Source organism: Idiomarina sp. (assembly GCF_019431395.1).
Taxonomy (GTDB): Bacteria; Pseudomonadota; Gammaproteobacteria; order Enterobacterales; family Alteromonadaceae; genus Idiomarina.
Genome location: NZ_CP080268.1, coordinates 1299963 through 1323119, shown reverse-complemented (window position 1 = coordinate 1323119; position 23157 = coordinate 1299963). Strand labels below are relative to the sequence as shown.

Annotated in this window: 23 protein-coding genes; 7 read left to right on the top strand and 16 right to left on the bottom strand. The window is 49.5% G+C overall.

Annotation, left to right across the window (positions count from 1 at the left end):
- The first annotated feature begins 13 nt into the window (after positions 1 to 13).
- The 7 genes from infB (at position 14) to KZ771_RS06555 (ending at position 8880) form a co-directional block, all read left to right on the top strand.
- On the top strand, positions 14 to 2701 hold the full coding sequence (infB, locus tag KZ771_RS06585; protein WP_290654716.1) for a translation initiation factor IF-2: 2688 nt from the start codon (positions 14 to 16) through the stop codon (positions 2699 to 2701).
- A 36-nt stretch (positions 2702 to 2737) separates the two neighbouring features.
- Positions 2738 to 3115 (top strand): 30S ribosome-binding factor RbfA, encoded by a 378-nt coding sequence (gene rbfA, locus KZ771_RS06580; protein ID WP_133539116.1) that lies wholly within the window; start codon positions 2738 to 2740, stop codon positions 3113 to 3115.
- Between the two features lie 4 nt (positions 3116 to 3119).
- Positions 3120 to 4079 carry a tRNA pseudouridine(55) synthase TruB gene (gene truB / locus KZ771_RS06575; RefSeq protein ID WP_290654715.1) on the top strand — a complete coding sequence of 320 codons (960 nt, stop codon included), beginning with the start codon at positions 3120 to 3122 and terminating at the stop codon, positions 4077 to 4079.
- A 96-nt stretch (positions 4080 to 4175) separates the two neighbouring features.
- Positions 4176 to 4445, top strand: coding sequence for a 30S ribosomal protein S15 (gene rpsO, locus KZ771_RS06570; protein WP_290654714.1), 270 nt, complete (start codon positions 4176 to 4178; stop codon positions 4443 to 4445).
- 200 nt (positions 4446 to 4645) lie between these two features.
- A complete protein-coding gene (pnp, locus tag KZ771_RS06565; protein WP_133539119.1) occupies positions 4646 to 6787 on the top strand; it encodes a polyribonucleotide nucleotidyltransferase in 2142 nt (713 codons plus the stop codon).
- Between the two features lie 96 nt (positions 6788 to 6883).
- Complete coding sequence (nlpI, locus tag KZ771_RS06560) at positions 6884 to 7765, top strand: lipoprotein NlpI (RefSeq protein ID WP_290654713.1); 882 nt, start codon at positions 6884 to 6886, stop codon at positions 7763 to 7765.
- Positions 7762 to 8880: a hypothetical protein gene (locus tag KZ771_RS06555; protein ID WP_290654712.1), complete on the top strand. Its 1119-nt coding sequence runs from the start codon at positions 7762 to 7764 to the stop codon at positions 8878 to 8880. The genes nlpI and KZ771_RS06555 overlap by 4 nt, the downstream gene beginning before the upstream one ends.
- Here KZ771_RS06555 and KZ771_RS06550 read toward each other — a convergent pair.
- The 16 genes from KZ771_RS06550 to KZ771_RS06475 all read right to left on the bottom strand — a co-directional run bounded on the left by KZ771_RS06550 (position 8859) and on the right by KZ771_RS06475 (position 23125).
- A complete protein-coding gene (locus KZ771_RS06550; protein ID WP_290654711.1) occupies positions 8859 to 9251 on the bottom strand; it encodes an MAPEG family protein in 393 nt (130 codons plus the stop codon). The genes KZ771_RS06555 and KZ771_RS06550 overlap by 22 nt on opposite strands.
- 2 nt (positions 9252 to 9253) lie before the next feature.
- On the bottom strand, positions 9254 to 10219 hold the full coding sequence (lipA, locus tag KZ771_RS06545) for a lipoyl synthase (protein ID WP_290654710.1): 966 nt from the start codon (positions 10217 to 10219) through the stop codon (positions 9254 to 9256).
- Positions 10203 to 10868, bottom strand: a complete 666-nt coding sequence (gene lipB / locus KZ771_RS06540) for a lipoyl(octanoyl) transferase LipB (protein WP_133539124.1) — start codon at positions 10866 to 10868, stop codon at positions 10203 to 10205. The genes lipA and lipB overlap by 17 nt, the downstream gene beginning before the upstream one ends.
- 57 nt (positions 10869 to 10925) lie before the next feature.
- The gene (ybeD, locus tag KZ771_RS06535; protein WP_133539125.1) at positions 10926 to 11192 is read right to left on the bottom strand and encodes a DUF493 family protein YbeD; all 267 of its coding nucleotides are present in this window, start codon (positions 11190 to 11192) and stop codon (positions 10926 to 10928) included.
- Positions 11193 to 11203: 11 nt separating this feature from the next.
- Entirely contained in the window at positions 11204 to 12361 is a 1158-nt protein-coding gene (locus KZ771_RS06530; protein WP_290654709.1) for a D-alanyl-D-alanine carboxypeptidase family protein, read from the bottom strand.
- Positions 12362 to 12454: 93 nt separating this feature from the next.
- Positions 12455 to 13243, bottom strand: coding sequence for a septal ring lytic transglycosylase RlpA family protein (locus tag KZ771_RS06525; RefSeq protein ID WP_290654708.1), 789 nt, complete (start codon positions 13241 to 13243; stop codon positions 12455 to 12457).
- Between the two features lie 3 nt (positions 13244 to 13246).
- A complete protein-coding gene (gene mltB, locus KZ771_RS06520; RefSeq protein WP_290654707.1) occupies positions 13247 to 14227 on the bottom strand; it encodes a lytic murein transglycosylase B in 981 nt (326 codons plus the stop codon).
- Positions 14228 to 14253: 26 nt separating this feature from the next.
- Positions 14254 to 15369, bottom strand: a complete 1116-nt coding sequence (gene rodA, locus KZ771_RS06515; protein WP_133539128.1) for a rod shape-determining protein RodA — start codon at positions 15367 to 15369, stop codon at positions 14254 to 14256.
- Complete coding sequence (mrdA, locus tag KZ771_RS06510) at positions 15356 to 17248, bottom strand: penicillin-binding protein 2 (protein WP_133539129.1); 1893 nt, start codon at positions 17246 to 17248, stop codon at positions 15356 to 15358. The genes rodA and mrdA overlap by 14 nt, the downstream gene beginning before the upstream one ends.
- 21 nt (positions 17249 to 17269) lie before the next feature.
- Complete coding sequence (gene rlmH / locus KZ771_RS06505) at positions 17270 to 17740, bottom strand: 23S rRNA (pseudouridine(1915)-N(3))-methyltransferase RlmH (RefSeq protein ID WP_133539130.1); 471 nt, start codon at positions 17738 to 17740, stop codon at positions 17270 to 17272.
- The gene (gene rsfS, locus KZ771_RS06500) at positions 17741 to 18061 is read right to left on the bottom strand and encodes a ribosome silencing factor (protein WP_133539131.1); all 321 of its coding nucleotides are present in this window, start codon (positions 18059 to 18061) and stop codon (positions 17741 to 17743) included.
- Positions 18062 to 18109: 48 nt separating this feature from the next.
- Positions 18110 to 18742 carry a nicotinate-nucleotide adenylyltransferase gene (gene nadD, locus KZ771_RS06495; RefSeq protein WP_133539132.1) on the bottom strand — a complete coding sequence of 211 codons (633 nt, stop codon included), beginning with the start codon at positions 18740 to 18742 and terminating at the stop codon, positions 18110 to 18112.
- Positions 18739 to 19797: a DNA polymerase III subunit delta gene (gene holA / locus KZ771_RS06490; protein WP_133539133.1), complete on the bottom strand. Its 1059-nt coding sequence runs from the start codon at positions 19795 to 19797 to the stop codon at positions 18739 to 18741. Before holA ends, nadD begins: the two co-directional genes overlap by 4 nt.
- On the bottom strand, positions 19797 to 20252 hold the full coding sequence (gene lptE, locus KZ771_RS06485; RefSeq protein WP_290654706.1) for an LPS assembly lipoprotein LptE: 456 nt from the start codon (positions 20250 to 20252) through the stop codon (positions 19797 to 19799). Before lptE ends, holA begins: the two co-directional genes overlap by 1 nt.
- Before the next feature lie 54 nt (positions 20253 to 20306).
- Entirely contained in the window at positions 20307 to 22883 is a 2577-nt protein-coding gene (gene leuS / locus KZ771_RS06480) for a leucine--tRNA ligase (protein ID WP_133539135.1), read from the bottom strand.
- 44 nt (positions 22884 to 22927) lie between these two features.
- Positions 22928 to 23125: a hypothetical protein gene (locus KZ771_RS06475; RefSeq protein ID WP_133539136.1), complete on the bottom strand. Its 198-nt coding sequence runs from the start codon at positions 23123 to 23125 to the stop codon at positions 22928 to 22930.
- Between the last annotated feature and the right edge of the window lie 32 nt (positions 23126 to 23157).

Here is a 23157-nt window from a genome sequence, read left to right as displayed (position 1 = left end):
GGTACAACAGACTATGGAAGAAGTAACGCTCGATAAGCTGGCCAAAGATGTCGGTACAACAGTTGATCGTCTGATTCAGCAATTTGCTGAAGCGGGCATGAAAAAGCAACCCGGTGACGGTGTCACTGAAGACGAAAAACAAAAACTGCTTGCACATTTGAATAAACAGCATGGCGGTGGCGGTAGTGCCGGCCCCAGCAAGATGACACTTAAACGCAAAACCAAAAGCACACTGAGTGTTGGCGGTGGCGGCAGTAAATCTGTGCAAGTCGAAGTACGCAAAAAGCGCACTTATGTCAAACGCTCAGCGGCTGAAGAGGCTCAGCGTCAGGAAGAAGAGCGTCTGCAGGCGGAGCGCGAAGCTGAAGAAGCGAAACGTCGCGAAGAGCAGCAGAAGCTTGAAGAAGAGCAGCGCAAAGTAGCAGAAGCTAAGGCGAAGGAAGAGCGCGAGAAGGCTGAAAAGGAAAAATCTGAGAAAGAAAAGGCGCGTAAAGAGAAAGAAAAAGCGCGCCAGAAAGCGGAAGCTGAAAAGCGTGCGGCGATGACGCCGGAAGAACGCGAAGCGGCTGACAAAGCCAAAGCTGAAGCCGAAAAACTTAAACGTCAGCAGGAAGAAGAAGCGCGTAAGAAAGCCGAGAAAGAAGCTGAAAAGCAGGCCGAAGAAGCGCGCAAACTGGCAGAAGAAAATGCCAAACGCTGGGAAGAAGAAGAGAAAAAACGTAAAGAGCAAGAGAAAGAAGACGTGCACTTTACAACCTCTTCAACGGCTCAGGAAGCTGAAGATGCGCAAGATTTTGACGAAGAGCGTAAAAGCCGTCGTCGCAGTAAGAAAAGCCGTCGCAAGGAAGAAGAAGCGGACGAGCGCACACCGCGTCGTGAGAAACGTCGCAAAGGCGGTCGCCGGCCTTCTACGCTGCAGCAAGGCTTTAATAAGCCAGCACAGCCGGTGGAACGTGAAGTTAAAATTGGCGAGACCATCACCGTAGGTGAATTAGCTAACCGCATGGCTGTTAAAGCCAGCGAGCTGATTAAAACCATGATGAAGATGGGTGAAATGGTCACCATCAACCAGATCCTTGACCAGGAAACTGCCTCGCTGGTGGTCGAAGAATTGGGTCACAAAGCGGTTGTGGTTAAAGATAACGCGCTGGAAGAAGAGGTGCTGTCTGATCGTCACGAAGGTGGCGAAGAAGAGCCTCGCGCACCGGTTGTTACTGTTATGGGTCACGTTGACCACGGTAAAACCTCATTGCTTGATTACATTCGTAAAGCGAAAGTGGCGTCAGGCGAAGCCGGTGGTATTACCCAGCATATCGGTGCTTACCACGTCGAAACCGATCAAGGTATGGTGACCTTCCTGGATACGCCGGGACACGCCGCCTTTACCTCGATGCGTGCACGTGGTGCAGGCGCCACCGACGTCGTTATTCTGGTTGTCGCTGCTGACGATGGTGTTATGCCGCAAACCAAAGAAGCGGTACAGCACGCAAAAGCTGCCGGGGTTCCGTTGATTGTTGCTATCAACAAGATGGATAAAGAAGAAGCGGATCCGGATCGGGTTAAAAATGAGTTGTCACAACTTGATGTTATCCCAGAAGACTGGGGTGGCGATGTGATGTTCATTCCTGTTTCTGCGCATTCCGGAATGGGTATTGATGAACTGCTGGAAGGCATCTTGTTGCAGTCAGAAGTACTTGATCTGAAAGCGGAAAAAACCGGCATGGCATCGGGTGTTGTGGTTGAATCCCGACTCGACCGTGGCCGCGGACCGGTAGCAACGGTATTGGTACAACGTGGCTTGCTGAAGCAAGGTGACGTTGTTCTTTGTGGCTTGGAATACGGTAAAATTCGCGCGATGCGTGACGAAATCGGTAAAGAAATTAAAGAAGCAGGGCCGTCTATTCCGGTCGAGATCCTTGGTCTGTCCGGTGTACCACAAGCCGGTGACGAAGCTACGGTTGTTAAAGACGAGCGTAAAGCGCGCGAAGTAGCTAACTACCGTCAGGGTAAATACCGCGAAGTGAAGCTGGCTAAACAGCAAAAAGCGAAGCTGGAAAACATGTTCGCAAACATGGCTGAAGGCGACGTTTCTGAGCTTAATATCGTGTTGAAGTCTGACGTACAGGGCTCTCTGGAAGCGATCTCAGATGCTTTGGTTAAGCTGTCGACCGACGAAGTCAAAGTTAACATTATTGGCTCCGGCGTTGGTGGTATCACCGAAACTGATGTGTCGCTGGCCAGCGCGTCAAACGCTATCGTCGTTGGTTTTAACGTTCGTGCCGAAGCTGCAGCTAAAAAACTGGTTGAACAGGAAAGCGTGGACTTACGCTACTACAGCGTTATCTATGACCTGATTGACGAAGTTAAAGCGGCAATGACCGGTATGTTGCAGCCTGAATTCAAGCAACAGATTATTGGTCTGGCAGAAGTTCGTGACGTCTTTAAGTCGCCAAAACTGGGTGCCATCGCAGGTTGTATGGTTACCGAGGGTATTGTTAAGCGTTCTGCACCGATTCGTGTATTGCGTGACAACGTGGTGATTTACGAAGGCGAGCTGGAATCATTGCGTCGCTTTAAAGATGACGTACAGGAAGTTCGCAACGGTATGGAATGTGGTATCGGTGTTAAGAACTACAATGACGTTAAAGAAGGCGACCAGATCGAAGTATTCGAAACCATTCAGGTTGAGCGTACGTTATAAGATCGGCGCCAGAGTATAAGAGACCATAGGAAATTTATGCCGCAAGATTTTAGTCGTACCGAACGCGTAAGACACCAGCTACAGCGCGAGATAGCGGTTATCCTGCAACGCGAGGTCAAAGATCCTCGCGTTAGTATGGTGACCGTATCGGATGTTGAGGTGTCGCGCGATCTTGCTTACGCCAAGGTCTTCGTCACGTTTTTTAACGATGACGATAGTGAAGTAAAGCAGGCTATTAAAATCCTTAACGACGCATCGGGCTTTATTCGTTCGCTGTTAGGTAAACGAATTAAAGCGCGGGTTGTTCCGGAGTTAAAGTTTCATCACGATACTTCGTTAAATGAGGGTATCCGTATGAGTCGATTAGTGGACGAAGCGCGTAAACGCGACCGTAACGATTCGTCAGAGGATTAGTTTAATGGCTAAGGCAAAACCCCGTAAAGGCCGTCCGGTCAGCGGTGTGGTGTTATTAGATAAAGCGAAGGGCATGAGTTCAAACCATGCCCTTCAACGTGTAAAACGCCTGTATAACGCACAAAAGGCGGGCCATACCGGCGCTCTGGATCCACTTGCTACCGGTTTACTACCGGTTTGTTTAGGCGAAGCAACCAAGTTTTCTCAATACCTGCTGGATGCGGACAAAGCTTACCGGGTTCAGGCTCAACTTGGTGTGCGCACGTCTACCAGTGATGCTGAAGGCGAGGTGGTAGAAACGCATCCGGTTGCAGTTACTGCTGACGATGTAAACGCCATACTGCCTGGTTTTATTGGTGAACAAGAGCAAACGCCGTCGATTTATTCGGCCTTAAAATACGAAGGGCGACCGCTTTATTATTACGCCCGCAAAGGCATTGATGTGCCGCGTAAAACGCGGTCAATTACCATCCATAAAATTGACTTTACTGGGCTGCAAGGCGATTTACTTGAGCTACAGGTTAGTTGCTCTAAAGGCACCTATATTCGTACGTTAATTGATGATTTGGGGCAGCGGCTAGGCTGTGGTGCTCACGTGACTTTGTTGCACCGAAATGGCGTAGCAGATTTAGATGCAAACGAGATGGTAACAGTCGAGCAGTTGGAATCACTGGATGGCGAAGCGCAGCTAGATGCCTTGTTTAAGCCGGTAGATTGTTTGCTATCAGCCTTGCCTCAACAAAGCATTACTCAGGCACAAGCACGTGACTTACTGCATGGCCAGCCGGTGGCTAACAACACCGAGTTGACTAGCGAGGGCGAAGAGTGTCGTATGGTGGCGAAACATAGCTCGGGTAAGGATGCCTTTATCGGCGTCGGTGCATTGCGTAAAGACAATCAGTTCTGGCCTAAACGGGTATTGGCATTGGATTTTTGTGATTTTACCCTGGCTGATTTGGTTTAATCATTGATTTTGTAGGTTAGCGCTATATAATACGCGCTCGGCTTGCCGCTGAATTAGTGATCGGAGGCAAGGTTATTTTTTAATTAGGAGTACACTATGTCACTAACTGTAGAACAGAAAGCAGAAATTCTGAAAGAATTTGGTCGCGGCGAAAACGACACCGGTTCACCGGAAGTGCAAATCGCGCTGCTGACTAAGAACCTGGCAGAATTGCAGAATCACTTTAAAGCGCACAAAAAAGACCATCACTCACGTCGTGGTTTGTTGCGTATGGTTAGCCAACGTCGTAAATTGTTGGACTACCTGAAAAAGAAAGATCAATCGCGTTACCTGGCGGTTGTAGAAAAGCTAGGCATCCGTCGCTAAGACATGCGTTGAGCAGATTTCGTAAAAAAGGGCCGTCAGGCCCTTTTTTATTGTCTTTTTTTCGCCCAATTTACGGCTTTTTTTAAGCAAAGGGTCTTAATTTTGTCATTGATGCCTTATACTATGGCGCGAGTAAAAAAAGAGAGAAGACGAGTACCAATCCGGGTGCTCACATTCAGTAAGGTAAAGGAAAGCAAATCGTGAATCCGATAACTAAACAATTTCAATACGGTCAGCACACTGTCACTTTAGAAACCGGCGTTATTGCACGTCAGGCGACAGCCGCTGTAATGGCAAGCATGGACGACACCACAGTGTTGGTGACCGTGGTAGCAAAAAAAGACGCGAAAGAGGGACAAAGCTTTTTCCCGCTAACCGTTAACTACCAGGAAAAAACTTACGCCGCAGGTAAAATTCCGGGTGGCTTCTTTAAACGCGAAGGCCGCCCCAGCGAGAACGAAACATTAACCTCGCGCTTGATCGACCGCCCAATCCGCCCACTGTTCCCTGAAGGCTTCATGAACGAAGTCCAGGTTGTAGCTACCGTGGTTTCGGTAAATCCTGAAGTAAACCCTGACATCGTTGCGTTGATTGGTACATCAGCTGCATTAGCTATTTCAGGCGTTCCTTTTGCCGGACCTATTGGTGCCGCACGCGTTGGTGTGGTTGATAACGAATATGTCTTAAACCCGACCATGACCGAACTGGCTAGCTCACAGCTTGACTTAGTAGTTGCAGGTACTGAGCAAGCCGTATTAATGGTTGAGTCAGAAGCGGAACTGCTGTCTGAAGACCAAATGTTGGGTGCTGTTGTATACGGTCACGAACAAATGCAAACCGTAGTCGGTGCCATTAATGAATTTGCGGCTGAAGCCGGCAAAGAGAAGTGGGATTGGCAGGCACCTGCCAAAGACGAGTCTTTACAAAATAAAGTCCGTGAACTGGCAGAGCAGGGCATTGGCGAAGCATACCGCATCACTGATAAAGCCGAGCGTAAGGGCAAGCTTGATGAAGTAAAACAAGCGATGACTGAAAAGCTGGTAGCGGAAGACGAAAACGTTGACCTGGAAGCTGCTGGCGAAATTTTCCATGATTTGGAAAGTGATGTTGTTCGTAGTCGTATCATTGCTGGTGAAAAGCGTATCGACGGGCGTGACCCGGACATGGTTCGTGCTATCAGTGTTGCTACCGGCGTATTGCCGCGCACTCACGGTTCTGCTTTGTTTACCCGTGGTGAAACTCAGGCGTTAGTCGCTGCAACATTAGGTACTGAACGTGATGCACAGATGATTGACGAGCTGACCGGTACTAACACCAGTCGCTTTATGCTGCATTATAACTTCCCTCCGTACTGTGTTGGTGAAACCGGTATGGTTGGCGCACCTAAGCGTCGTGAAATTGGTCACGGGCGTTTGGCAAAACGTGGTATCCAGGCAGTTATGCCAAGCCACGAAGAATTCCCGTATACCATTCGCGTGGTATCTGAAATTACCGAATCTAATGGTTCAAGCTCAATGGCATCTGTATGTGGATCGTCGTTAGCATTGATGGATGCGGGTGTACCGATTAAGTCATCGGTTGCCGGTATCGCTATGGGTCTGGTAAAAGAAGGCGACAAGCACGTTGTCTTGTCTGATATTCTGGGTGATGAAGATCACTTAGGTGATATGGACTTTAAAGTTGCGGGTAACACCGATGGTATTACTGCACTGCAGATGGATATCAAAATCGACGGCATTACCCGTGAAATCATGGAAAGTGCGCTGGCACAGGCAAAAGCGGCTCGCTTACATATCCTGAAAGTGATGGATGAAGCTATCGGTAGCCACCGTGAAGAGCTTTCAAGCTACGCGCCTCGCTTCAGCACCATCAAAATTGATCAGGACAAGATCAAAGACGTTATCGGTAAAGGCGGTGCGGTGATTCGCGAACTGACTGAATCAACCAACACCAATATCGAAATTGGTGACGACGGTACTATCAAGATTGCTGCCAGTGACCAGGCTGATGCTGATGCTGCGATTGAGAAAATCAAGCAGCTGACGGCAAACGTCGAAGTCGGCAAAATTTACCAGGGTAAAGTTGCTCGCATCGTCGATTTCGGTGCCTTTGTAACGGTATTACCGGGTAAAGATGGTTTGGTACATATTTCTCAGATCGCTGAAGAGCGTGTTAACGACGTAAATGAGTACTTGAAAGTCGGTGATATTGTGCCGGTTAAAGTACTGGAAATCGACCGTCAGGGTCGCGTGCGTCTTAGCATGAAAGAAGCAGCAGAGAAAAAAGAAGAACCTAAAGCGGAAGCTGAAAGCAACGAAGATGCTGACGGCAATAACGAATAATCGTTAATTTACGCTAACAAACCCCGCTGTGCGCTAGCTCAGCGGGGTTTTTTTATGTTGTAATAGAACCTCATTTAAATGAGGAATTAAATCACTATGCGCTTTCAGCATGCTTGGGTTGCCGGTATTCTGCTTTCGGGGTTACTTGGAGGCTGCGCCATGCAACCTGCAAATGATAATGTTGCGATGACCCATCTGGTTATTGCTGAACCTGAGCGTGCAGAGTTTCGCTACGAAATTGAACTGGCAAAATTGAATCAGGTGTTGCAGCAAGATCTAGACGCCGAACAATTGGGCATGGCGTATTATCGTCGCGGTGCGTTATACGATGCCTTAGGCCTGCGCACACTGGCGCGAATGGACTTTACCCGCGCTATTGATTACCAGCCCCGGTTAGCCGATGCGTACAACTTTTTGGGCATCCAGTACACCGAATTACAGGAATTCGATTATGCCTATGAAGCCCTGGACTCGGCAATTGAACTGGAGCCACAGCATCCCTACGCTTATCTTAATCGCGGCATTGCCGAATATTATGACCGCCGATTAAAATTTTCTGTCGACGATTTACAACAACATCTTGCACTTGATCCCAGCGATCCGTATCGCGTGCTATGGCTGTTTTTAGCTCAGCACAGAACGCAGCCGCAGCAGGCTAAGACGACATTACGCGAAAATGCCGAAGCTATTGCTGCCGACGACTGGGCTAACGATTTGGTCGCTTTGTACCTGGGAGACATGTCTGAGCGACACTTTCTGTCGCGTATGACTGACAATTTACGCGCCAACGAAACACTGACCGAACGCCTGTGCGAAGCCTATTTTTATCTGGGCAAACAGCAACAAATAAAAGGCAACTGGGCCAGAGCCATGAACTACTTTAAATTGGCGCTGACGACCAATGTATATGAATTTGTCGAACATCGGTATGCCCGTATCGAACTTGAGCGGAGCCGGGAGCAGCTCGCCAGCCAATGATAAGGTTACTGTTGGCGGCGCTTCTGGTGCTGACTTTAACTGGATCGGCGCGGCCGACAGAGTCGCAGCAACGCTGGTATGAAGCTTTCGCCGGGCAACCAGAAGCACAAAACCAGCTAGCCCGGAGCTTTTGGCTGCAACACCAAAAAAGTAATGCTTTGTACTGGTGGCAACGCGCAGCCAAAGCGGGTTCTGGAAGCGCTGTTAATAGGCTGCTTGAGTATTTCCCGGGCAATCGCCAACAATGGCTAAAACTTGGCGTAGAACAAGGCAGTACGTTAGCTATTAAGCAGTTGGCACGTTATCAACTGACTGATGCTCAGGTTAACTGGCAGGACTGGCAAAGGCGTTGGTGGCAAGCCGAATACAAAAGCGCACTGCAGCCGGAATTCGGTGACATTGCCGCACTGCAGGGGGAACCGACTGTTTGTACCGAGCAGGTCACTGTGACGGGAGCCAGCCATGCCGATAAAGCCCGCTACCTGGCTTTGTTACAACAGCTTAAGCAGCTGCCGTTGCCTACTTCACAATGGTGTTTTAACTGGCAAACGCAGCCGCAACTAAGCTGTCAGTCAGCGGACGGTATTGCCCGTGCCCAGTGTGACGTTGATACGACCGGGCGCACCATTATTCTTGCAGGGCAGGGTAAGGCGTCCTCGTCCACTAATCGCATAACATTAACGCAAAGTAGTCAGCGCAAGGTGCTGGCTCATGAGCTTGGCCATTGGCTGGGTCTGGCTGACGAGTATGCCATGTCACGCCCACTGGCTGAACGGTTTTGTCGCGGTGACTATAATTTTGACGCACGTAACCTGGTGATTACACGGCAGCAGATCATGTCTAAGGCTGAATTGAAATCGCTTTGGCAACGTCTGCCGTGGCGTGATGCGGTTAAGGATTGGCGTCAACTAGGGGTAAAGCGGGACAATGATAGCTGGCAGTTAGGTAGTCAGCAACAATCGGTGGGCTTGTATAAGGCAGCAACGTGTGACTATTTGCCCGGCTATTATGCCTGGAAACCGGTAGCCGAAATTACCGCGATGGAGCGTCACCAAAGCGATCATTGGCCGGCGCTTTATATCAAGCTAATAAATCAGAACTTGATGGCTAACTGAGCTAACATCAAGACCGGACACAACAACGCAAAAAACCACACTAACGAGCGTAATTTGTCGGCATTCAATAAGTAAAGCACGTGGTAAGCAACGCGCAATACGATAAAGGCTACCGCCAATTGCATACTGCGTTCAGTTACCGCGTCGGTAGCCAGCGTAGCTAAAACTGCCGCGGCAAATAACGGGAAAGCTTCGTAGGCGTTGTAATGACCGGCAACGGCGCGAGCGCCAATGCCGGTTAGTCGCTGTTGTTGTGCGCGAGGGTGCTTGTTGTCATAGCCGCGATCACGATTCTGAAAGTAAACCACAGGGGCTTTAGCCAGAATCGGCAACAGACCTGCTATCAACAAACACCACAGCAACACACTCATGGTTAGCTCACTTTTTCGCCAGCCGCCTGTAAATCGGCGTGATAAGACGAACGCACCAGCGGCCCGCTGGCGATATGGCTAAAGCCCATCTCAACACCGGCCTGGCGAAGCTCTTCAAACTCGTCCGGATGCACATAACGGTCAACCGGGATGTGATGACGGCTGGGTTGCAGATACTGGCCGATGGTCAGCATATCGCAGTCATGCGCGCGTAAATCACGCATTACCTCAAGAATTTCTTCTTTGGTTTCGCCCAGGCCAACCATTAAGCCTGACTTGGTTCGAACGTCAGGTCGTGCAGCTTTATAATTTTTCAGTAAGTCCAGTGACCACTGGTAATTAGCACCCGGGCGTGCAGCTTTATACAAACGGGGCACGGTTTCCAGGTTGTGATTGAATACATCGGGTGCTTCATCGCTAAGAATATCCAGTGCCACCTTCATCCGGCCGCGGAAGTCAGGTACCAATATCTCGACTTGAATACCATCACTGTAACGACGAATTTCGCGTACACAGTCGGCGAAGTGCTGTGCGCCGCCATCGCGTAAGTCATCACGGTCGACTGACGTGATAACAACATATTTTACTTTCATGTCGCGAATTGTCTTGCCGAGTTTTTCTGGTTCCTCGGGGTCCGGCGCCAGAGGGCGGCCGTGAGCAACATCACAGAAAGGGCAACGGCGTGTGCAGATATCGCCCAAAATCATAAAGCTGGCGGTACCATGGTTAAAACATTCCGGCAGGTTAGGGCACGAGGCTTCTTCGCAAACCGAATGCAGACCATGACTACGCATGGCTTGTTTGATTTCATCAATACGCTGGGTATTGGATGGTAATTTAACTTTTAACCAGGACGGTTTACGCAACATTTTGTCGCGCTCTGTCGGCACGATTTGTACCGGTATCAGTGCCATCTTGTCGGCGTCACGCATTTTAACGCCGGGTTCTACTCTAACTGGCTTTGACATAATCTTCTGCGAGTCCTGTTTGAGTTTGAGTATTTCGGTAACCAATCTGCTTTATAAAGTGATTGATTACCACCTCGGATGCCTCTGTAAAATTTGCTGGCCCACCAAGTTCTCGGGTTTGCACCATTTTGATGCCGGTTAATCCGCACGGGTTTATGCGCGAGAAAGGCTCCATATCCATATCGACATTCAATGCCAGACCATGGAATGAACAACCTTTACGGATGCGTAAGCCCAGTGAACAAACCTTATCGCCATTAACGTAAACGCCCGGCGCATCGCGTCGTGCATTAGCGTCAATGCCGTAATCAGCTAATACGTCAATAATGGTATTTTCGATGTTATTGACCAACTGACGAACACCCATGGTAAGACGCCGGATATCTAATAAAAAATAAATAACCAGCTGTCCCGGGCCGTGGTAGGTTACTTGTCCGCCGCGGTCTACCTGTACCACCGGGATATCACCCGGGGCTAACACGTGTTCAGCTTTACCAGCCTGGCCTTGGGTAAACACGGGCTCATGCTCAACAATCCATAACTCATCGACCGTTTGAGCATCGCGCTGATCGGTGAATTGTTGCATGGCATGCCAGATCGGCTCGTAGGCCTGGCGACCCAGCTGGCGAATAATTAATTGGTCAGACATGCGCGTAGTATATCGTATTTGCAGGGGGCAGGGCTAGCGCCACGTTAGGCGCTAGGGTTATAAGACATAACGGACATCATCGATGTCGGCAAGTGAACGATACAGCACTTCGATGTGCTGTTGGCTTTCGACTTTTACCGAGACCGAAACGGAATGATAGTTACCCTTACTGCTGGGCTTTACTGACGGACTATAATCGCCCGGCGCGTGCTCCTGCAACACTTCCACAACCTGATCCGGCAATGTGGCTGTAGCAACCCCCATCACCTTAAAGGTAAAGTGGCAGGGGAAGTCAACTAATTCGTCAAAGCGTGTTTTTTGCATCGATTAGGACCTTACTCTTCTGAAAACTTACGTTTAACGTAATCCATTGCTTGCTTAAATAAACCGCCTTCTTCAACTGACTGCAACGTAACCAGCGGGAACGATGCAATGTCTTCACCGCCAAGTTGTAGGAATACAGTACCTACTTCTTCGCCGGCAGCTAATGGCGCTTCCAATTCCTGATTCAATTCAAAGTTAGCGTCTAGTTGCTCACGTTGCCCTTTAGGTAACGTAATTACCACGTCCTCGCTAATACCCAGTTCTACCTGGTCGGCGTCGCCGCCCCAGATACGGTGCGAAACAAAACTTTCACCTGCCTCGTAGGCAGTGACTGTTTCAAAGTAACGAAAGCCATAGTTTAATAGCTTTTTGCTTTCCACTTTACGTGCTTGCTCACTGCTGGTGCCCATGACCACAGAAATCAAGCGAGTGCCGTCTTCAACAGCCGAGGTGACCAGGCTATAGCCGGCTTCGTTAGTATGGCCTGTCTTAATACCATCGACATTTAAACTCCGATCCCACAACAGGGAGTTACGGTTATATTGTTTGATATTGTTATAAGTAAAAGACTTTTCGGCGTAAATTTCATATTCATCCGGAGTCTCTGTGATCAAGGCACTAGCCAGAGTTCCCATGTCGCGGGCGGATACATACTGGTCAGGATCCGGTAAGCCATGGCTGTTAGCAAACTGGCTATTGCTCATGCCCAGTTCTTGCGCGTAGGTGTTCATCAACGATGCAAACGCATCTTCGCTACCGGCAATGTGTTCTGCCATTGCAACGCAGGCATCATTGCCCGACGAGATGATAATGCCTTTGTTTAAGTCTGCCACCGAGACTTGCTTACCGACTTCGATAAACATTTTTGACGACTCAGGAAAATTTTTCGCCCAGGCGTTCTCGCTGATAGTGACCTGGTCTGAGGGACTAATACGACCCTCCAGAATTTCTTTACCGATAATATAGCTGGTCATCATTTTGGTCAGGCTTGCCGGAGGTAATGACTCATCTGCATTACCTTGCGCTAAAACTTTGCCGGTCGTGTGATCGATCAGGATATAGGCCTTAGCATTGACCGCCGGCGGATCAGGCACAAAAGATTGCGCGTGTGTTACCGTAGATACAGCAAAAATGACGGTCGAAACAAGAGCAGTTACTAATTTATGCATGGGCTTTATCATCTTTTATTATCGGTTAATTGCGTTAACGTAAACACTAAAATTTAAGCGCGGATTATATCACTTCTACCCAGCAGCGTCAGGCTAGCGTGGACTATTTTGCAGATTTTTAGCAGATTCAACTTTTACCCGAAATGCACGCGGGAAACCCTGTTGCCTTAGCTGCTGCAAATGTCGGTTGGCCTTTGCCTGCGGGTAGGGGCCGAGCATCAGTTTATATAGACCACCATTTTGCTCGGTAGTTGCATCACTGCGCCAGACCGTGGGAAGTTGCTGTGCTATTGTCTGCAGTTTGTCGGGGTTAGAGGAAGCCACTAATTGGATGTAAAATTCGGTTGCCTGCAACGGGGCTTTAAAGTCAATGGCTTCAACCTGAACACGGGCGGTACCCTGGTCGAGCATGTCAAGTTTGTAAGCTGCAGCAAAGGACAGATCGATGACGCGATTGGGGTGGAACGGGCCACGATCATTAACGCGCACGACAACGCTTTTATCGTTATCCAGGTTGGTAACCCGAACATAGCTCGGTAGTGGTAAATGCTTATGTGCAGCAGTCATGCTGTACATGTCGTAATATTCGCCGTTAGAGGTTAAGTGACCATGGAACTTGTTGCCGTACCAGGAAGCAATACCCTGTTCGACAAAACCTGCTGCACTATCCAGTACCTGGTAGCGCTGGCCCAGCACCTGGTAATCGGCGTTGCCTTGCGGGCTGGGTGGCTCTTGCACCGGTATGGCATCTTGTAGTTCTGCAGCCGATGGCAGTCGGGTAGGAGCACTGTCATGGCGTTGGCTGTAACGGCTTTGTGTTTGGCTGCAGCCCGCCAATACTAATGCGAGCAGGGCTACAGCTATTGGTAATACGACACGCATCGGTTAGTTTTCCGTAGCTGCCGAATTAGCCTGGCGTAATTGCTGACTAAACTGATAAGCAACCATTGCATACAAGGGGCTATGGTTATAACGCGTTATGGCATAAAAATTATCAAAACCGAGCCAGTATTCGTAACCGTCTTCGGTTTCAAACTGCAGTACTTTTACTGCCAATGTATCGCTATAGTCAGAAGCAATGCTAAATCCACGTTCCCTTAGCGCGCCTACCGTGGTATCCGGTTTCATACCGTCACTACTAACACTGGCCCAGTCTTGTTGTTGGTCTGGTTTATGTGCTATCGGTTCGCCAGCCTGCCAGCGATGTTCGGCAAAGTAATTGGCAACACTGCCGATAGCGTCGACCGGATTACTAATAATGTTACGCTTGTCATCATCGTCGAAATCAACGGCATAATGACGGTAGCTGGACGATATGAACTGGCCCAGACCCATCGCGCCGGCATAGGAGCCAAGTTGTTCTTTTACCTGCCATTGTTCGGCGTTTGCCAGGCGTAAATACTCGCTCAATTCGGAACGAAAGAATTTAGCCCGGGGCGGATAATGGAAAGCCAGCGTATACAATGAATCAAGTACCGGGTACTTGCCCAGATAGCTGCCGTAGAACGTTTCTATACCGATAATAGCGACGATAATTTCGGCCGGAACACCAAACTCTTGTTGTGCTCGTTGCAAGGTGTCGCTGTGCTCAGCCCAGAAGCGTTTACCCGCGTCCAGTCGTTTGTCAGTTAAAAAGATTGGGTAATATTGATACCAGGGTTTGGCTTCCCACGGACGTTGAATCGCGGCCAGCACGTCCTCGTTTTTTTCCGCCTGATTGAGCCATTCGCGGACTTGCTGTTCGCTAAATTCGTACTTTTCTACCTGTTCGTCGACAAAGGCATCGACTTGCTCCGTCGTCGCCGGCTCGTTTTGCATCGCCGCTACGTTTAAACTAATCAGTGCTAACCCGGCCAAGAATCGCATAATAAGCCCTTTTTAATTGTTGTTATCTATTGGTTTATTATTAATCGATGGTGTGTAGCAATTGACATTAAAATGCCAAAACCCGCTAAAATTGTGACCATCGATGTACCACCATAACTAATCAGTGGTAAAGGTACCCCGACTACCGGCAGTAATCCAGAGACCATACCAATATTTACAAACACATAAACGAAAAAGGTGAGGGTAAGCGCACCGCCCAACAGCTTGCTGAAAATATCCTGGGCTCGCAGCGAGATAATTAAGCCGCGTAAAATGACAAAGCCATACAGTGCCAATAGCAGTGTGACGCCGATTAAGCCAAACTCCTCGCTAAACACAGAAAAAATGAAATCGGTATGTCGCTCGGGCAAAAACTCCAGTTGTGACTGGGTTCCCTGCAGCCAGCCTTTGCCGTCAATACCGCCGGAACCAATGGCTATTTTTGACTGAATAATGTGGTAGCCAGAACCTAGCGGATCTCGCTCCGGGTTTAGGAATGTTAGTACCCGCTGGCGTTGGTAGTCATGCATCAGGTACATCCACAGGATGGGCGTAAATGCAGCGACTAATGCTACGGCAACCGTGATCAGGCGCCAACTTAAGCCAGCCAGAAAAATAACGAAAATACCGGCGCTGGCAACTAATAACGAGGTGCCCAGGTCGGGTTGTTTTGCAATTAACAATACGGGAATAAGGACTAGCGTCAGCGCGATAACCAGCCGCCCCAGGCGGATGGGGATGGCGCGACGATTAACGTACCAGGCTATCATCATGGGTACAGCAAGCTTCATTATTTCGGACGGCTGAATGGTGACAGGCCCAATATCCAGCCAGCGCTGTGCGCCTTTGCCAACCTCGCCAAAAAGTAAAACGGCGACTAATAAAAGTAGCCCAAAGCCGAATAAAATGGGTGAGAACCGTTCAAAAAAGCGCGGCGGGAACTGGGCTATAATAAATAACCCTACGAATGCCGCACTCACACGAATGGCCTGACGCCAAACCAGGGCTTCACTCTCGCCACTGGCACTATAGACGACAAACAGGCTGGTAACGGCCAATGCCAACAATCCCAATAACAATGGGCCGTCCAGGTGTAACTTCTTTAATATTGGGTTGCGTTGCCGCTCTTCAGTCGTCAGCATTGGCTAACCCCTGTTCTGTAACTTGCATGTAGCGTTGATACCAGCTGTCGAGCATCTCCCGCGCTGCAGGTGCTGCCACGCTGCCACCACCGCCAATGACGTTTTCTAATGCGACCGAGATAACCACTTGCGGGTCATCGGCCGGCGCATAGCCAACATACATGGCGTTATCGCGATACTTCTCAGCAATTTCTTCGGCCACGTACTCGGCATCTTCTGCCAGATTGACCACCTGTGCGGTACCTGTTTTGCCTGCTGACGTGTAGGGGGCGTCGGCGAAAGCGCGTCGTGCCGAGCCTTTAGCGCCCATATTAACATCTTCCATGCCTTGTTTAACGACCTGCCAGTGGCTCTCGTCTTTTAATACGATGGGTCGTTTGTACGCCGGCTCAGCAAGCGTTAGTCTGCCAATCGTGCCAAATCCGCGTAACAGGCGTGGCACCAGGTGTTCGCCCTGATTGGCCAGTGCTGCGGTGGCACTTACTAATTGCATCGGCGTTGCCGTCCAATAGCTTTGGCCAATCCCGACTGAAAGGGTTTCGCCGGCATACCAGGGCTGATTATAGCGTGCTCGCTTCCAGCCACGAGACGGCATTAGCGCGGGAATTTCCTCGTTAATATCAATACCTGTGGTTTCACCAAAGCCAAACTGTGTCATAAATCCGGAAATTTTATCGACCCCGAGTTTAAGTGCTAAATCATAGTAAAACGTATCGCAACTTTCTGCGATCGCAGTATTAATATTAACCCAGCCATGCCCCCAGGACAGCCAATCACGATAACGGCGATCAACGCCCTTTATTTCGAACCAGCCCGGATCCCAGATTCGACTGGTCGGGGTAATAACGCCTTCTTCTAATCCGAGTAAGCCTATATGCGGTTTGATTGTCGAAGCCGGCGGGTAACCGCCCTGAGTTGCACGATTAAGCAGGGGGCTATCTTTGGAGTTAAGTAACGATTGATAACGTTTAACGCTGATACCATTAACAAACCAGTTGGCGTCATAACTTGGCGTGCTTGCCATCGCTAAGATACCGCCTGTTTTAGCATCCATCAGGATGATTGACCCTCGTCGTTCGCCCAGTATTTCGGTTGCTTTACGCTGTAATTCAATATCAAGTTCCAGCACGATGTCCTGGCCCGGCACCGGTGCCTCGGTACTGAGCGTGCGCACCGCGCGTCCGCGGTTATTAACCTCAACTCGCTGATAACCGACTTCACCATGCAATTCACTTTCATAATATTTTTCGATACCGAGTTTGCCTATAGTACGGCTGGCTGCATAGTTTGCGAGTTCATCATTTTGCTTCAGTCGTTCAACATCGCGACGATTAATCTTGGCGACATAGCCGACCACATGGGTCAGAAGTTCTTTGTACGGATAGTGGCGAACCAGGCGGGCTTCGATACTGACACCCGGGAATTTATGTTGATGAGCGGCAAAGGTAGCAACCTGTTGCTCGTTGATATCATCCAGCAGCGTCACATTACTAAACCGTCGCTGCCCCCGCAGGTTGCGTTCAAACTGCGCTATATCGTCGTCGCTAATGGTCAGAATCTGTCGCAGTTCGGCAATGGTTGTATCAAGATCTTTAATTTCTTCGGGGATAATATCTAAGCTAAAAATCGGCAGGTTTTCTGCCAGCAGTACGCCGTTGCGATCATAAATTAACCCGCGGTTTGGCGCCAACGGCAGCAGCTTAATGCGGTTGTCGTTAGAGCGGGTTTGCAGTTCGGTATGTTCTTTAACTTGCAGATTGTAGAGGTTACCGATAAGTAAAATAAAAACCGCGGCAATAATACCGATAGCAACGAACACCCGCCTGGCAAATAGACTGGACTCGCTCTCGGTGTCTCGAATCGGCGTTCGGGTTCGCATCAGCTAACGCGGTCTCTGCTGTTATTCTCGGTGATAGGGGTGGTTGTTATTTAAGCTCCACGCCCGATAAAGGCTTTCTGCAACGATAACCCTGACAAGCGGGTGTGGCAGGGTGAGCGGGGATAACGACCAACGTTGTTCAGCAGCGGCTAAACACGTCGATGATAACCCTTCCGGCCCACCAACTAACAACGATACATCGCGACCATCCATTTGCCAACCCTCTAACTGCTGCGCAAGCTGGTGAGTCGTCCATGGTTTGCCGTGTACTTCCAGTGTCACGATGCGGTTTCCCTTAGGTACCGCATTCAACAAGGCCTCGCCTTCGAGCTCGGTAAGCCTGCGGGTATCGGCCTTCTTGCCGCGTTTGTGTGGGCTGATTTCGTGTAGGCTGAGTTTACATTCGTTTGGGAATCGGCGTTCGTACTCTTGATAGCCCTCGCTAACCCAGCCCGGCATTTTATTGCCCACTGCAAGTAGCTGTATTTGCACTTACTGGCTCCAGAGCTTTTCCAACTGGTAAAAGTCGCGTATAGACTCTTGCATCACGTGTAAAACGACGTCACCTAAGTCAACCAAAACCCATTCTGACTGCTCGCCACCCTCAATACCTAATGGCGGAATACCGGCATGTTTGGCTTCGGTTGCAACGTGCTCAGCAATACTACGGACGTGAGTTTTTGAGTTACCTGAACAGATAACCATAAAATCGGCAACATCGGTTTTGCCTTTTACATCTAACACGTCAATATCTCGTGCTTTCATATCATCAGCTTTATCTATAACGAACTGGCGCAATTGTTCAGCTTGCAATCTGGTATTCTCCATAAAATTAAACGGCGTTAGTTTAGCAGAATTACGTTAACGATACAGCTGTTGCTGCTCAATATACTCAGCAACGGCGGCCGGTACGGTATCGTGATGATTTTTTGTGTGCAAGCCGTTACGGATAGCCGTGGCCGAAATGTCGCGAAGCGGCGTATTAGCCAGGTAGATATAACCCTCAGACTGCTGATGCAAATGACCTGGCTGCTGACATTGGTGTTGCTTAATATAGTGACCTAAGGCTTCCGAGGCTTGTGCTAACTCATAGCCCGGGCGTGGCATTACCACCAGGTGCGCAAGATCTGTGAGTTGTTGCCACTGATACCAGCTATCCAACGACACCAGTGAATCCATGCCCATGACAAAAAGTAAAGTGTCCTGTGGGTACTGCTGTTTGAAATTTTGCAACGTTTTAACGGTGTAGGAGGGTTGCTGTGAGCGTAACTCAAAATCTTCGGCGACCAGTCGCTTATCTGTGTTACAGGCCAGTTTAACCATTTCCAGACGCTGTGCCGCGGTCGCGGCGGGTTGCGGCCGGTGGGGCGGAACTGAATTGGGCATTAGGTGTAGTGCGTCGATATTCAACTCATCGAGCAGTGCCAACGCGGTATCGATGTGGCCTTGATGAATGGGATCGAAAGTCCCGCCGAATAATGCTCGAATACTCATGCCATTGCCTGCAGCTGCTGCGGCAAATAGCCTTGGTGAGGGCCCACACAGATTAATGCCACACAATGAGTAAACAGGATATCAGCGTTTTCGCCTGAATCATTTTTTAGTGCTAACTCCAGTCGCTGCAATAACTGTTGTGCCTGTCGCAATGACTCCGCAGTTAATTGTTGGGCACGAGATTGATAGGCCTGTTGCTGCGAGCTCCAAATCATATTTTGACGGTAAATTGAATTGGCATCCAGTTGCTGCGTCAATGCTGTTTTTAACTGGCTCAACACCTGTACTTCGCGCTGCACCACCCACAATAACTGATGGCGGTCGACATCCTCGGCAAATAGGCGATGAAGCCGGTGGGCTGTCTCGGACCAGTCATTGCGTAATAATGAGTCTTGCAGTGCAAAGGCGTCAAAATGACTCACGTCACGCATTGCTTGTTTTACCGCATCGGCGTTCAGCGCTTGGTCGCTATGCATCAGCGCCCATTTTTGCAGTTCCTGATCGAGGCTGGGTAAATTGCCCTCAAACCATAACGCCAGCAATTCGGTAGCGTCGGCAGTTAGTTGTAATCCATGCTGCTGTGCCCGCTGGTGAATAAAGCGGGGCAGGCGGCTTTTATCGGGTGTCGGGGTGCGAACTAACCAACCTTGTTGGCTAAGCGCTTTAAACCAGCGGCTGTTATGTTGTTCTTTTTTCAGTTTATCACCGATCACAACCAGTAATTGTTCGGCAGGTGGTGATTTGGCGTAAGCCGTTAGTGCATCAGAGCCGTCCCGACCGGGTTTATTTTCCGGCAGAGTTAGCTCCAGCAGCGTAAACTGACTGAATAAACTCATAGACTGGCCGCTGTCATGCAGCTGTTGCCAGTCAAAATCAGGTTGCTGTTGCAGGCTCTGGCGTTCTAATTCGTCGCCAAATTGTTGCTTAAGGTGTTTTCGTAATAACGCCAGGGCATCCTGGCGTAGCAATAATTCTTCGCCAAATAACAACAACACGGGCGGCAGGGGATGTTGCTGCAGATGTTGCGTTAGTTGTTCGGCGAAGAGTTGTTTCATTAGTCGTCAGCAAACTCACTAATCATTTGACGCACCAGATGCCGCGCTGCGTCATCACGCATTTCGGCTACCAGCATTTCGCGTTCACGCGTTTTCGCCAGTGCGAAGTTTGGATCGTCCTGATAGTCGCGGGCAACCTCAATCGTATCCTCGATGATCAGTTCGCCATTTCTGATAACCTGATAATTAACCCGGTATAACAGCTCATACTCGGCAACCTGACCACTCTCGAACAAACTTAGTGTACGGCGTTCAAGTTGGTCTGAAAGCACCCGTAATTGTGCGACATCGGCTGCTGCCTGGTCGCTTAACTGGATACCCGCGGTAAGTAAGCGCTGACGCAGGCTGGCTTCCAGTTGTAGTGAACTGACCGACTGCAGTTGCATCTGCTGCAAGGTTGCCGGTAGCTGATAGTTATCGCGTAACTGAAAGCCACAGGCACTGAGCGTGATCATAACAATCACGCTCAGTAAGCTTTGACGCATGAGACGGAAGCTGGACATGAGTATTTAGCTCACCACAATATTGAAGATTTTGCCCGGTACGTAGATTTTCTTCCGCACCGTCTTGCCGTCGGTATACTTCTTCACCGCAGCATCACTAAACGCTTGTTCTTCAACTTGTTCGGCAGTAGCGTCAGCAGCGACTGTTAATTTAGCCCGTACTTTGCCGTTAACCTGCACTACGATCAGCTTTTCCTCTTCGACCAGCGCACTGTCATCAACCGCTGGCCAGGGGGCAAAGATTAAATCGTCCTGATGGCCTAATTCACGCCAAAGCTGCTCACAAATATGCGGGGTAATTGGCGCTAACATTTTAATCATCGCATCCAGTGCTTCGCCCATAACCTGACGGTCAGCATCACTTTCCAGCGGTGCTTTTTGCAGGTGATTAAGCAACTCCATTATGGCTGCAATGGCGGTATTAAAATGTTGCCGGCGACCCATGTCGTCAGACACTTTAGCGATGGTTTTGTGTAATTCGCGACGCCGATCTTTTTGTGCTTTGTTTAGCTCAGCGGCTTGCGCGTAGCCACCTGCCTGAATGAAGTCGTAAGTTAGTTTCCAAACCCGACGCAGGAACCGTTGTGACCCCTCAACGCCTGAATCTGACCATTCCAGTGTCATTTCCGGTGGTGCTGCGAACATCATGAACAAACGCACGGTATCAGCGCCATAGCGCTCGACCATGGTTTGTGGGTCAATGCCGTTGTTTTTAGACTTTGACATCTTGCTCATGCCGGCGATCTTTACGGGCTGACCGTCGTCTTTATGCGTGGCACCAACAACAGCGCCTTTGTCGTCTCGCGCTAACTCGACATCCAAGGGTGAAATCCATTGCTTACCGCCTTTCTCGTCTTCGCGATAGTAGCTATCGGCCAGCACCATGCCCTGACACAGTAACCGTTTAAAGGGTTCATCAGATTCAACCAGGCCAGTGTCGCGCAATAGCTTATGGAAGAAGCGCGCATACAACAAATGCAGAATGGCGTGCTCGATACCACCAATGTATTGATCGACCGGTAACCAGTAGTTGGCTTTTTCCGGATCCAGCATCGCTTGATCGTCTTGCGCACTGCAGTAGCGCGCGTAATACCAGGATGACTCCATAAAGGTATCAAAGGTGTCGGTCTCGTGTTCTGCCAGCTGGCCGTTGTAGCTTGTCTGGCGCCACTGCGGATCGGACTTAATCGGTGAGTTAACGCCATCCATAACCACGTCTTCCGGCAGTTTAACCGGTAACTGTTCTTCAGGCACGGGCACTGACTCGCCGTTTTCGAGGTTCAGCATGGGGATAGGGGTACCCCAATAGCGTTGACGCGAAACGCCCCAGTCACGCAGCCGATAATTAACCGTACGCTCACCGATACCGCGTTGCTCGATAACTTCGGCAATAGCATCAAATGCCTGCTGCGAGCTCATACCGTTGTATTGGTCAGAATTAATGACCGTACCTTTTTCGGTAATCGCACCAGCAGCTAAATCACCCTCGCCGCTGAAAGGCTCGATGACAGCAGTAATGGGTAACTCGTACTTGGTTGCAAATTCCCAGTCGCGCTGGTCATGTGCAGGTACTGCCATGACAGCGCCCGAACCGTAATCCATCAACACAAAATTAGCGACCCAAATAGGAATCTCTTTACCGGTTAATGGATGCACAGCCTTAAGGCCGGTATCCATACCGAGTTTTTCCATGGTTGCCAAATCAGCTTCAGCGACCTTGCTGTTCTTACAGCTTTCGATAAACTCAGCCAGTTGTGGATTTGTTTTTGCAGCTTCCAGCGCCAATGGATGCTGTGCTGCCAAGCCCATGTAGGTGACACCATATAAGGTGTCAGGACGGGTGGTGTAAACACTCAGTTTGTCGCTATGGTCAGCGACATCAAATTCAATTTGCAGACCTTCTGAGCGACCAATCCAATTGCGTTGCATGGCTTTGACTTGCTCTGGCCAGCCATCAAGTTGCTCCAGATCCTGCAGCAGCTCGTCAGCGTAATCAGTGATTTTAATAAACCACTGTGGAATTTCTTTTTGCTCGACGATGGCGCCACTACGCCAGCCGCGGCCATCGATAACCTGTTCGTTAGCTAATACGGTTTGATCAACAGGGTCCCAGTTAACGGTGGCGTTTTTCTTATACACAAGGCCCTTTTCGTAGAGCTTAGTAAAGAACCACTGCTCCCAACGGTAATAATCAGGCGAACAGGTCGCAACCTCACGATTCCAGTCATAACCAAAACCGAGACTTTTAAGCTGATCACGCATGTAATCAATATTTTGATAGGTCCATTTAGCCGGCGCTGTTTTGTTTTGAATAGCTGCGTTTTCTGCCGGTAGGCCAAAGGCATCCCAACCCATCGGCTGCAGGACATTTTTACCCTGCATACGTTGATGGCGGGAAATCACATCACCCAGCGTATAGTTGCGTACGTGACCCATGTGTAGTTTGCCACTTGGGTAGGGGAACATCGATAAGCAATAGAACTTTTCTTTATCGGGCTGTTCGCTGGCTTCAAATACCTTGTCTTGTTGCCACCGCTGCTGAATGGCCTGTTCAATCGCCGAAGGACTGTATTGTTCTTGCATAGTGTTGATTACATCCGGTTTGCAAAAATGAAGCGTTAGGTCGTTTAGCTAATCGCGTACCACATCACTAACATGATGATAATACCGGCCAGACCGAAGAAAATATTCTCAAAACGCTGACGTTGCACTGCCTGGCGATCGTCCGTGTCTGCCGGAATGAAAAACATAAGCCAACTGCTTAATCCTAAACCGCCCGCGGCGACTAACACTGCAAATAAGAGAGCATCGAAGATGTTTTCCATGATGTAAATTCCTGTGAAGATAAAGATCGCTG

What these genes read in the sequence shown, in the direction of transcription:
- infB (WP_290654716.1), top strand. Translation starts at nt 14, where the DNA reads ATGGAAGAAGTAACGCTCGATAAGCTGGCCAAAGATGTCGGTACAACA.
- rbfA (WP_133539116.1), top strand. Translation starts at nt 2,738, where the DNA reads ATGCCGCAAGATTTTAGTCGTACCGAACGCGTAAGACACCAGCTACAG.
- truB (WP_290654715.1), top strand. Translation starts at nt 3,120, where the DNA reads ATGGCTAAGGCAAAACCCCGTAAAGGCCGTCCGGTCAGCGGTGTGGTG.
- rpsO (WP_290654714.1), top strand. Translation starts at nt 4,176, where the DNA reads ATGTCACTAACTGTAGAACAGAAAGCAGAAATTCTGAAAGAATTTGGT.
- nlpI (WP_290654713.1), top strand. Translation starts at nt 6,884, where the DNA reads ATGCGCTTTCAGCATGCTTGGGTTGCCGGTATTCTGCTTTCGGGGTTA.
- KZ771_RS06555 (WP_290654712.1), top strand. Translation starts at nt 7,762, where the DNA reads ATGATAAGGTTACTGTTGGCGGCGCTTCTGGTGCTGACTTTAACTGGA.
- KZ771_RS06550 (WP_290654711.1), bottom strand. Translation starts at nt 9,251, where the DNA reads ATGAGTGTGTTGCTGTGGTGTTTGTTGATAGCAGGTCTGTTGCCGATT.
- lipA (WP_290654710.1), bottom strand. Translation starts at nt 10,219, where the DNA reads ATGTCAAAGCCAGTTAGAGTAGAACCCGGCGTTAAAATGCGTGACGCC.
- lipB (WP_133539124.1), bottom strand. Translation starts at nt 10,868, where the DNA reads ATGTCTGACCAATTAATTATTCGCCAGCTGGGTCGCCAGGCCTACGAG.
- ybeD (WP_133539125.1), bottom strand. Translation starts at nt 11,192, where the DNA reads ATGCAAAAAACACGCTTTGACGAATTAGTTGACTTCCCCTGCCACTTT.
- KZ771_RS06530 (WP_290654709.1), bottom strand. Translation starts at nt 12,361, where the DNA reads ATGCATAAATTAGTAACTGCTCTTGTTTCGACCGTCATTTTTGCTGTA.
- KZ771_RS06525 (WP_290654708.1), bottom strand. Translation starts at nt 13,243, where the DNA reads ATGCGTGTCGTATTACCAATAGCTGTAGCCCTGCTCGCATTAGTATTG.
- mltB (WP_290654707.1), bottom strand. Translation starts at nt 14,227, where the DNA reads ATGCGATTCTTGGCCGGGTTAGCACTGATTAGTTTAAACGTAGCGGCG.
- rodA (WP_133539128.1), bottom strand. Translation starts at nt 15,369, where the DNA reads ATGCTGACGACTGAAGAGCGGCAACGCAACCCAATATTAAAGAAGTTA.
- mrdA (WP_133539129.1), bottom strand. Translation starts at nt 17,248, where the DNA reads ATGCGAACCCGAACGCCGATTCGAGACACCGAGAGCGAGTCCAGTCTA.
- nadD (WP_133539132.1), bottom strand. Translation starts at nt 18,742, where the DNA reads ATGAGTATTCGAGCATTATTCGGCGGGACTTTCGATCCCATTCATCAA.
- holA (WP_133539133.1), bottom strand. Translation starts at nt 19,797, where the DNA reads ATGAAACAACTCTTCGCCGAACAACTAACGCAACATCTGCAGCAACAT.
- lptE (WP_290654706.1), bottom strand. Translation starts at nt 20,252, where the DNA reads ATGATCACGCTCAGTGCCTGTGGCTTTCAGTTACGCGATAACTATCAG.
- leuS (WP_133539135.1), bottom strand. Translation starts at nt 22,883, where the DNA reads ATGCAAGAACAATACAGTCCTTCGGCGATTGAACAGGCCATTCAGCAG.
- KZ771_RS06475 (WP_133539136.1), bottom strand. Translation starts at nt 23,125, where the DNA reads ATGGAAAACATCTTCGATGCTCTCTTATTTGCAGTGTTAGTCGCCGCG.